This is a genomic window from Microbacterium sp. 22195 (genome assembly GCF_052056515.1).
In the GTDB taxonomy this organism is placed as follows: Bacteria; Actinomycetota; Actinomycetes; order Actinomycetales; family Microbacteriaceae; genus Microbacterium.
The window spans coordinates 205,325-214,111 of the sequence record NZ_JBQEPE010000002.1 but is presented as its reverse complement, the minus strand read 5'-3'; the positions used below and the strand labels follow the sequence as shown (position 1 = coordinate 214,111).

Below are 8,787 nucleotides of genomic sequence, written 5' to 3'. Positions count from 1 at the left end.
CCGCCCTCCGGCGCCCGCGTCCCCACGCGGAGCCCGCGTCCCTACGCGGACCGGTCAGCTGCGTCGCCGCAGCATCCCGTGGCCTTGTCCCGCAGCGAGGAACGAGAGGGCCAGGGCGGCGACGAGAAGCCCGAAATCGCGCAGGGCGATGTCGAGGTATCCGCCGACGCTGACCAGGCTGACGATGATCCCGAGCAGCCAGGCTGCGACCACCAGTCCGCCGAGTCGGGGCAGGAACGCGACCAGGATGCCCGCGACGATCTCCACGACGCCCACGATGTACATCGCGGTGCGGGCGTCGCCGGGAATGATGTCGTTCATCCAGGGGGCCAGGTAGCGCTCCCAATCCGAGGTGAGGATCCTGACGAACTTGTCCAGTCCGAACAGGATCGGCGCCACAGTGAACACCGTGCGCAGCAGGACGAACGCGACGTGATCGCCGTTCTGCATGATCGCGGCTCGTGCTTCACTACGACCGCTCATCTTCGAGCCATCCTTTCTAAAAGAAGTTAGGATCAAAAATAGAAGCATCCGATTCTAAATGCAAGATCATCTTCTTTTAGAGGTCACCATGGACATCACCGCACAGGCGTCGAGCATCGGCAGCCTCGCCGACGAGACCCGGCGCGCGCTGTACGAGTACGTCGCGGGGCAGACCGAGCCGGTCAGCAGGGATGCCGCCGCCGAGGCGGTCGGCATCGCCGCGCACATGGCACGGTTCCACCTCGACAAGCTCGTCGAGGCGGGACTTCTGGAGACCGAGTTCCGCCGTCTGTCCGGCCGCACGGGCCCTGGCGCCGGCCGTCCGTCCAAGCTGTACCTGCGCGCGAGCGGGACCATCTCCGTCTCTCTCCCGGAACGGCGGTACGACCTGGTCGGTCATCTGCTGGCGGGCGCGATCGAGCGCGCCGCCGAGGGCGCCGACCTCGATCGCGCCGTCGCTGACGTCGCCCATGACGAGGGCCTGCAGATCGCCGCATCCGCTCCCCGACCCGCCGAGCCCGCGGGCGACCTCGATCGGGTCTCCGCGGTGCTCGCGGCCCAGGGCTTCGAGCCGCACGAGGAGGACGGCGCGCTCATGCTCGCCAACTGCCCATTCGACTCGCTGGCCCGCGATCACACCGCGCTGGTGTGCTCGGCGAACCTCTCGCTGATCGGCGGCATCCTCGAGGGCATGGACTGCACGCACCTGCAGGCGCACGGCGAGCCGCACGTCGGCCAGTGCTGCGTGGCGATCCGTCCCGAGGCCTGAGCGCAGCATCCCCTGTTCTCGACTGCTCTCCTGTTCTCAGCAGCCGACGCCGCCGCCCGGATACCCTGAACCCATGAAGAACGACCGGCGCCGCCCCGCACGTCCGCGCCCGGGCAAGCCGGCGTCGAAGAAGGCGCAGCAGAATCCCGCGCCGCGGAAGGCTGCACCGAAGAAGCCCTCGCCGCAGCCGCGACCGGCGCCCGAGGAGCCGCGCACCCTGCGGCTCGGCCTGGTCCCCGGCACGACGCCCGGCAGGTGGATCGACACCTGGAAGGAGCGGATGCCGCACGTCGAGCTCGAGCTGGTGCCGATGTCGTTCGCCGAGCAGCGCGAGCAGCTCGCCGAGGTCGACCTCGCGCTCGTGCGGCTGCCGGTGGCGCGTGCGGACGACCTGCACGTGATCCCGCTCTACGACGAGCTGCCCGTGGTCATCGCGGCGAAGGAGTCGCACCTGATGGCCGCAGACGAGCTCACCGCCGATGACCTCGCCGGCGAGGTGCTGATCACGCCGGGCGACGACGTGCTCGGGCCCTTGGACGTCCCCACCGTCCCCCCGCGGTTCCCCACGATCGAGACCACCGAGGATGCGGTGGCGACCGTCGCCTCCGGGGTCGGCATCCTGATCGTGCCGATGTCGCTGGCGCGACTGCACAAGCGCAAGGACGCCGACTACCGCATGCTCCGCGACGGCCCGACCTCGACCGTCGCCCTGGCCTGGCCGCGTGACATCACCACGCCCGATGTCGAGACCTTCATCGGCATCGTGCGCGGGCGCACCGCGAACTCCTCGCGCTGAGCCCGCCGCAGGAGCCGAGGCCGCTCATGCGAATGGCCGCCTCACCCGAGGGTGAGACGGCCATTCGAGCCACATGAAGGTCAGGCCGCTGTCGCCAGATGAGCGGCGGAGCTGACGGTGAGGGCTCCCTCCGCGGCATCCACGACCACCCGGCCGCCGTCGACCAGCGAACCCGCGACGAACAGATCCGCGATGCGGTCGTCCACCTCGTTCTGGATCAGGCGGCGCAGCGGGCGCGCGCCGTACTCCGGCTCGTAGCCGTGCTCGCCCAGCCACGCCACCGCGGCATCCGTGACCTCGAACGAGACCTCGCGACCCGCGAGCCGCGCGGCCGTCGCCTGCAGCATGAGCCGCACGATCTCGCCGATCTCCGTCTGCGTCAGCTTCTGGAAGATCACGATCTCGTCGATCCGGTTCAGGAACTCCGGCCGCATCGCCTCGCGCAGCTTGCCCATCACACGGGCCTTCAGATCCTCCTGGGAGGCGAAGCCCGAGGCATCCTGCGACGCCACGAACCCGAGTGCGCCCGACCGCGAGGCCAGGAACTCCGAGCCGATGTTCGAGGTCATCACGATCACCGTGTTGCGGAAGTCGACCGTGCGACCCTGCCCGTCGGTCAGGCGACCGTCGTCGAGCACCTGCAGCAGCAGGTTGAACACGTCGGGGTGCGCCTTCTCGATCTCGTCGAACAGCACGATCGAGTACGGGTTGCGCCGCACGCGCTCGGTGAGCTGACCGGCCTCGTCGTAGCCGACGTATCCCGGAGGGGCACCGACCAGACGCGACACCGTGTGCCGCTCGCCGAACTCGCTCATGTCGAAGCGGATCACGGCGTTCTCGTCGTCGAACAGGCGATCGGCCAGGGCCTTGGCCAGCTCGGTCTTGCCGACGCCGGTGGGGCCGAGGAACAGGAACGAGCCGACGGGACGACGGGCGTCGCCCATCCCGGTGCGACTGCGACGCACGGCGCGCGCGACCGCGGTCACCGCGTCGTCCTGCCCGATCACACGGGCATGCAGATCGGCCTCCAGCTCGTGCAGCCGCGAGCGCTCGCTCTCGGTCAGCCGGCTGACGGGGATTCCGGTGGCACGCGAGATCACGGCGGCGATCTGCGCCTCGTCGACCACGGCCTCACCCGAGGCGGAACCGGACGCGGACGTGCGCGACTCGTCGATCCGGCGCTGCACGTCGGCGATCTCGTCGCGGATGCGGGAGGCCTCCTCGTAGTGCTCGGCGCCGACCGCGGCGTTCTTGCGCGACTCGAGATCGGCCAGCTCCGCCATCAGCGCGCTGACATCCGGCACCACTCCGAGCCGCAGACGCAGCCGGGCACCGGCCTGATCGATCAGGTCGATGGCCTTGTCGGGCAGCACCCGGTCGGGCAGGTACCGCGCACTCAGCTCGACGGCCGCACGGATCGACTCGTCGGTGAACGTCACGTCGTGGTGCTCCTGATAGGCGGGCTTCAGCCCCTGCAGGATGCGCACGGCGTCCTCGATGGAGGGCTCGCCCACCTTCACAGGCTGGAAGCGGCGCTCCAGCGCCGGGTCCTTCTCGATCCTGCGGTACTCGCTCAGCGTGGTCGCACCGACGAGGTGCAGGTCGCCGCGGGCCAGGCGGGGCTTGAGGATGTTTCCGGCATCCGTGCCGCCCTCGCCGGAGCCGCCCGCACCGACCACGGTGTGCAGCTCGTCGAGGAACACGATGATCTCGCCCTTGTGGGCGGAGATCTCGTCCATGGTCTTGGTGAGACGCTCCTCGAAGTCGCCGCGGTAGCGGGTGCCGGCGAGCATGCCGGGCAGGTCGAGCGACACCACGCGACGGTCCTTCAGCGCGGCGGGCACCGCGCCCTCGACGATCGCGCGGGCCAGACCCTCGACGATCGCCGTCTTGCCGACGCCGGCCTCACCGATCAGCACCGGGTTGTTCTTGGTGCGGCGGCTGAGGATCTCGATGGTCTGCTCGATCTCGACGCTGCGGCCGATCACGGGGTCGAGTTCGCCTGCGCGGGCGCGAGCGGTGAGGTCGAGGCCGTACTTGTCCAGCATCGGGGTCTCGGATGCCGTGTTCTCGGCGTGCTCGTCCTGCGGTGCGACGCCGGCGTGCACCGGCTCTCCGCGCAGGCTCTGCGTGAGCGCCTCGGCGGTGACCCCGGCGCGCGCGAGGATCTGGCCGGAGGGCGCATCCTGACCGATCACGAGCGCGAAGAACACGTGCTCCGGCTCGATATAGGTGGAGCCCGAGGAACGGGCCACCTGGTAGGCGTGGAACAGCACCCGGCTGGCGCTCGGGGTGATCGTGGCGGCGCCGTCGTCGGAGGACTCGCCGGGCATCGGCAGGCGCGCATCCACGGCATCCACGATCGCGGCGGGGTCGACGCCGATCCGGGAGATCGCCTCGGCGACGGCCTCGTCAGCGACGATCACGCGCAGGACGTGCAGCGCATCGAGCTCGGTCTGACCGCGCTCGAGCGCGAAACGACCGGCACGCTGCAGGATCTGCTGGGTGCGCGCGGTGAGGAAGCGGCTGAGGTCGATCGATCGCGCCTGCCGGGCCTGCTCACCTGCGAGGTAACGGGCCAGGAACTCGTCGAACGAGCCCGAGCCCGCCTCGTTGAAGTCGTTGGGCATGGGGTTTCCTCTCAAACTTGAGCGTACTTCTGTCAAGTTCAACAACAGATGATGACGCCTATTCCCGGCCGAGCGCAAATCCGCGAATAGACTCGATCGCATGTCCTCGGTGCTCTACGTCTGCGTGCGCCCGGAGCGCAGCGCGGCCGATGCCGAGCACCGCTCCTTCGCCCGCGACCTCGGCATCCCGCAGCTGGATCGCCTCGACCTGCTGCACGCCTCGCTGGAGACCGTCGAGTGGCAGCAGTACGACGGCTTCGTGATCGGCGGCTCGCCGTTCAACGTCACGGACGCCGTGAAGGACGAGACGCAGAAGACGGTCGAACGCGACCTGGAGCGCATCGCGGACCGTGCCCTCACCGGCGCCGCCACGGCGCTGTTCACCTGCTACGGGATCGGCGTCGTGACCCGGATGCTGGGCGGCCGCGTCACGATGGAGCACCCCGAGCGGGTGCAGGCGTCGCGCATCCGTCTCACCGCCGACGGCGCGGAGGATCCGCTCTTCGGCCCGAACGCGCCGTCGATGAGCGTGTTCACCGCGCACAAGGAGTCCGCAGCCGAGACGCCGCCGGGTGCCGTGCTGCTGGCCACCAAGGACGACTGCCCGGTGCAGGCGTACCGGGTCGGCGAGCACCTGTACGCCACGCAGTTCCACCCCGAGGCGTCACCGCAGGACTTCGCCGATCGGATGGCGGTGTACCGCGCGTCCGGCTACTTCGACCCGAGCGAGTACGCGGCCACCGAGCGGATGGTGCTGTCGGCATCCGTCGACGGAGCCGACCTGCTGGGACGGTTCCCGGCCATGCTCGGGGGCTGAGCGCCCGCAATGGGCACCCCGCAACACGGACGTCAGCTCTGCAACAGGGCGATCTTCTCGTCCAGGTAGCCTGCCAGGGGCATCAGCCCGCCGGTCGCCGACCAGCGCACCGCCGGTTCACCGTCGAGCAGCGCGAGCGGGCCCGAGGCCTCGCCGGCGTCCACGGCATCCGCATCCAGCCGTTCCCAGCCGAGGTGCACGACCTCGCCCTCGGCGAATCCGCCGCGCCGGGCCATCGCGCGCCGCTCGGCACGCGCCCGGGACGACTCCGCGGTGTACCCGCGGCGCACCTCCTCGGCTGCGCGGAGGATCTCGCCGGTGGAGAGCACTCCGTCGTCGGTGAGCAGCAGCACGCCCAGATGCCAGGCATCCCCGACCCGCACGATGCGATCCCGTCGCCAGCGCGAGGTGCGCAGCAGACCGAGGCCCTCGCGCGGGACGCCGGCCAGCCGCTCGCGCGCGGAGACGAGGAGTGCGGCGGTCGTGGTCACCCGTTCAGGCTAGCCGTCACCCGGTAGCGGGATATCCCTCCCGCTTCAGCAGCCGGGCCAGATGCACCGCGTTGGCGACCGCCGTGCGCATGGACGACTCCACGGAGGCGGGGGTCTCGGGCAGATCCTTGTAGTCGGTCTTCTGCATCGCCTCGCCGTTCCAGTACACGCATCCCTGCGCCGGCACGCTGAAGCCCACATCGTCGAGCGATTGGTACAGCACCGCCACGATGTGATGCGCACCGTCCTCGTTGCCCACCACGCCGGCCAGCGCGACCTTGTCGAACAGGGTGGGGCGGCCCTCGGCGTCGGTCTCCCCGAGCTCGGCGTCCAGGCGCTCGAGCACGCGCTGCGCGACGCTGGACTGCTGGCCGAGCCACGTGGGCGTCACGAGCACGACGATGTCGGCGGCCAGCACCTTCTCGCGAAGCGACGGCCACTCGTCACCCTCGCCCATGTCCTTGTCCACCCCGGGCAGGATGTCGTGGTCGACCGCCCGCACATGCGTGGTCGCGACATCATGCTCCTCGAGGAGACTGCTGATCTGCCCGCTGAGCTTCTCGGAGCTCGACTGCGCCGGCGAGGGCTTGAGCGTGCAGGAGATGGTCAGTGCGGTCAGTCCGCCCTCGCGCTGCGGTGCCTGGTCATCCATGGTGATTCCTCTCGGTCGATCGGGGCGGAGCCCCTGCGTACGAGCTGCAGGACGACACTGACACCCGGCGGCCACGCTGTCCCCCGCGTTGACTCGCCCATCCGGCGGTGCTAACGGCGACAGCCCGCGGCGGCAGGCGGGACCGGGTGCAGGTCGGCGCACGACGGTGTCAACCCCCTGTCGGTGACGGCGGGAGCCTCGGCATCCTGGCGAGACAGACACGACGGAGAAGGAGAGCATCATGCCCCGTGGACGCGGCTCGAACAGCCTGAAGGATCCGGATCTCTACGAAGAGCTCCGCGATGACGGAGCCTCGAAGGAGAAGGCGGCGCGCATCTCGAACGCCGCTGCCCGTGACGGGCGGAAGTCCGTCGGCAAGCGCGGCGGCACGGCCGAGGACTACGAGGACCGCACGGTCGACGAGCTCAAGTCCCGCGCGAAGGAGCTCGGCCTCAAGGGCTACTCCGACAAGCGCAAGTCCGAGCTGATCTCGATGCTGCGCGATCACTGACGAAGACCACTGAGAAGGACCGGAGGAGAACGAAGATGACGCCCACGAAGAAACCGAGCTCGACGCAGGCCGCGAAGAAGCAGAGCACCACCCCGCTCACGAAGGACCAGAACGCCGAGAGCGGATTCCACGCCTCCGAGCAGCTGGGCCAGAGCCTGCAACGGGTGCTGGTCGACCTGGTGGACCTGCAGATCCAGGGCAAGCAGGCGCACTGGAACGTCGTGGGGAAGAACTTCCGCGACACGCACCTGCAGCTGGACGAGGTGGTCGAGGCGGCGCGGCGTCTGGGCGACACGGTCGCCGAGCGGATGCGGGCGCTGCACGCCATCCCCGACGGACGCAGCCGCACGGTGGCCGACACCACCTCGCTGCCGCCCTACCCGGAAGGCGAGGTCAGCACGACCGACACCGTCGATCTGGTCACCGAGCGGCTGGAGGCCGCGATCGCGACCGTGCGCGACGTGCACGACGCGGTCGACGAGGAGGACCCCACCAGTGCCGACATCCTGCACGTCGTCCTCGAGGAGCTCGAGCAGTTCGCCTGGATGGTGAGCGCCGAGAACCGCACTCCGGCGTGATGCACTCTCGCGGCGGTGGTCCTCCCGCCGCCGCGAGGCCGCGGCTCCGGCCGTCATGGACCCGCACAGCCGGTCCATGACGGCCGGGATTCGCCGGGTCGGCGCGAGAAGGGCAGAATCGAGGCACACCTCCGCGTCTCTCCGCCCGAGGGATCTCAGCTCAGGAGCATCCATGCCTCAGTCCGACACCGCCCGCCTCCTCATCGCCTGCGACGACCAGCCCGGCATCGTCGCGTCCGTCGCCGGAGTGCTGGCGTCGCACGGGGCGAACATCATCTCGCTCGACCAGCACTCCACGGACGCGCACGGCGGCCGCTTCTTCCAGCGCACCGTGCTGCACCTGGAGGGCCTCGCGGCGAACCGTCCCGCGCTCGAGGCGTCGATCGCCGAGGTCGCCGAGCGCTTCGGCATGGAGTGGTCGCTGCACGACACCAGCCACCGCAAGCGCGTGGCGATCTTCGTGTCGAAGTACGACCACTGCCTGATGGAGCTGCTGTGGCGCACGCAGCGCGGCGAGCTCGACATCGACGTGACCATGGTCATCTCGAACCACCCCGACCTGGCGGAGTCGGTGCGCTCGTTCGGTGTCCCGTTCGTGCACATCCCGCGCGGCGACGGACCCGATGCCAAGGCCGAGATGGAGGAGCGCCAGCTGGAGCTGCTGCAGGGCAACGTCGATCTGGTCGTGCTGGCGCGCTACATGCAGATCCTCACCGACGACTTCATCGGACGGATCGGCGCGCCCGTCATCAACATCCACCACTCCTTCCTGCCGGCGTTCATCGGCGCGAACCCGTACGCGCGCGCCAAGGAGCGCGGTGTCAAGCTCATCGGCGCGACCGCCCACTACGCCACTGCCGACCTCGATGAGGGACCCATCATCGAGCAGGACGTCACACGCGTCACGCACGCCGAGTCGGCCGCCGAGCTGCAGCGCCGCGGCGCCGACGTGGAGCGCTACGTGCTCGCGCGCGCCGTGAAGTGGCACGCCGAGGATCGTGTGATCGTGCACGGCCGATCCACGGTCATACTCTGAGACACGGTCGCCCTGAGACGCGGC

General features: G+C 69.8%; 10 protein-coding genes. 6 read left to right on the top strand and 4 right to left on the bottom strand.

Translation table 11 applies throughout. From position 1 onward, the window contains the following. Positions 1–54 precede the first annotated feature (54 nt). The gene (locus ACTJJ4_RS09050) at positions 55–483 is read right to left on the bottom strand and encodes a hypothetical protein (RefSeq protein ID WP_440943024.1); all 429 of its coding nucleotides are present in this window, start codon (positions 481–483) and stop codon (positions 55–57) included. A gap of 88 nt (positions 484–571) precedes the next feature. On the opposite strand from ACTJJ4_RS09050, the gene ACTJJ4_RS09045 reads away from it, so the two are divergent. Together ACTJJ4_RS09045 and ACTJJ4_RS09040 are read left to right on the top strand one after the other, a co-directional pair. Then, positions 572–1,252, top strand: a complete 681-nt coding sequence (locus tag ACTJJ4_RS09045) for a helix-turn-helix transcriptional regulator (RefSeq protein ID WP_440943023.1) — start codon at positions 572–574, stop codon at positions 1,250–1,252. Positions 1,253–1,325: 73 nt separating this feature from the next. Continuing rightward, positions 1,326–2,048 carry a LysR family substrate-binding domain-containing protein gene (locus ACTJJ4_RS09040; RefSeq protein ID WP_440943022.1) on the top strand — a complete coding sequence of 241 codons (723 nt, stop codon included), beginning with the start codon at positions 1,326–1,328 and terminating at the stop codon, positions 2,046–2,048. A gap of 80 nt (positions 2,049–2,128) precedes the next feature. Here ACTJJ4_RS09040 and ACTJJ4_RS09035 read toward each other — a convergent pair whose 3' ends face one another. Then, on the bottom strand, positions 2,129–4,678 hold the full coding sequence (locus ACTJJ4_RS09035; protein WP_440943021.1) for an ATP-dependent Clp protease ATP-binding subunit: 2,550 nt from the start codon (positions 4,676–4,678) through the stop codon (positions 2,129–2,131). Between the two features lie 100 nt (positions 4,679–4,778). Between ACTJJ4_RS09035 and ACTJJ4_RS09030 the strand changes: the two genes are divergently transcribed. Next, positions 4,779–5,495 carry a glutamine amidotransferase-related protein gene (locus ACTJJ4_RS09030; protein ID WP_440943020.1) on the top strand — a complete coding sequence of 239 codons (717 nt, stop codon included), beginning with the start codon at positions 4,779–4,781 and terminating at the stop codon, positions 5,493–5,495. Positions 5,496–5,527: 32 nt separating this feature from the next. Here the strand turns inward: ACTJJ4_RS09030 and ACTJJ4_RS09025 are convergent, their stop codons facing one another. Both ACTJJ4_RS09025 and ACTJJ4_RS09020 read right to left on the bottom strand, forming a co-directional pair. Beyond that, positions 5,528–5,986 (bottom strand): glutaminase, encoded by a 459-nt coding sequence (locus tag ACTJJ4_RS09025; RefSeq protein ID WP_440943019.1) that lies wholly within the window; start codon positions 5,984–5,986, stop codon positions 5,528–5,530. Positions 5,987–6,002: 16 nt separating this feature from the next. After that, positions 6,003–6,638, bottom strand: a complete 636-nt coding sequence (locus ACTJJ4_RS09020) for a flavodoxin family protein (protein ID WP_440943018.1) — start codon at positions 6,636–6,638, stop codon at positions 6,003–6,005. Positions 6,639–6,879: 241 nt separating this feature from the next. On the opposite strand from ACTJJ4_RS09020, the gene ACTJJ4_RS09015 reads away from it, so the two are divergent. From ACTJJ4_RS09015 to purU, 3 genes are all read left to right on the top strand, one after another. Then, positions 6,880–7,149: a DUF7218 family protein gene (locus tag ACTJJ4_RS09015; RefSeq protein ID WP_440943017.1), complete on the top strand. Its 270-nt coding sequence runs from the start codon at positions 6,880–6,882 to the stop codon at positions 7,147–7,149. Positions 7,150–7,184: 35 nt separating this feature from the next. After that, the gene (locus ACTJJ4_RS09010; protein WP_440943016.1) at positions 7,185–7,727 is read left to right on the top strand and encodes a Dps family protein; all 543 of its coding nucleotides are present in this window, start codon (positions 7,185–7,187) and stop codon (positions 7,725–7,727) included. Between the two features lie 172 nt (positions 7,728–7,899). After that, positions 7,900–8,763, top strand: a complete 864-nt coding sequence (purU, locus tag ACTJJ4_RS09005; RefSeq protein ID WP_440943015.1) for a formyltetrahydrofolate deformylase — start codon at positions 7,900–7,902, stop codon at positions 8,761–8,763. The last annotated feature ends 24 nt before the right edge of the window (positions 8,764–8,787 follow it).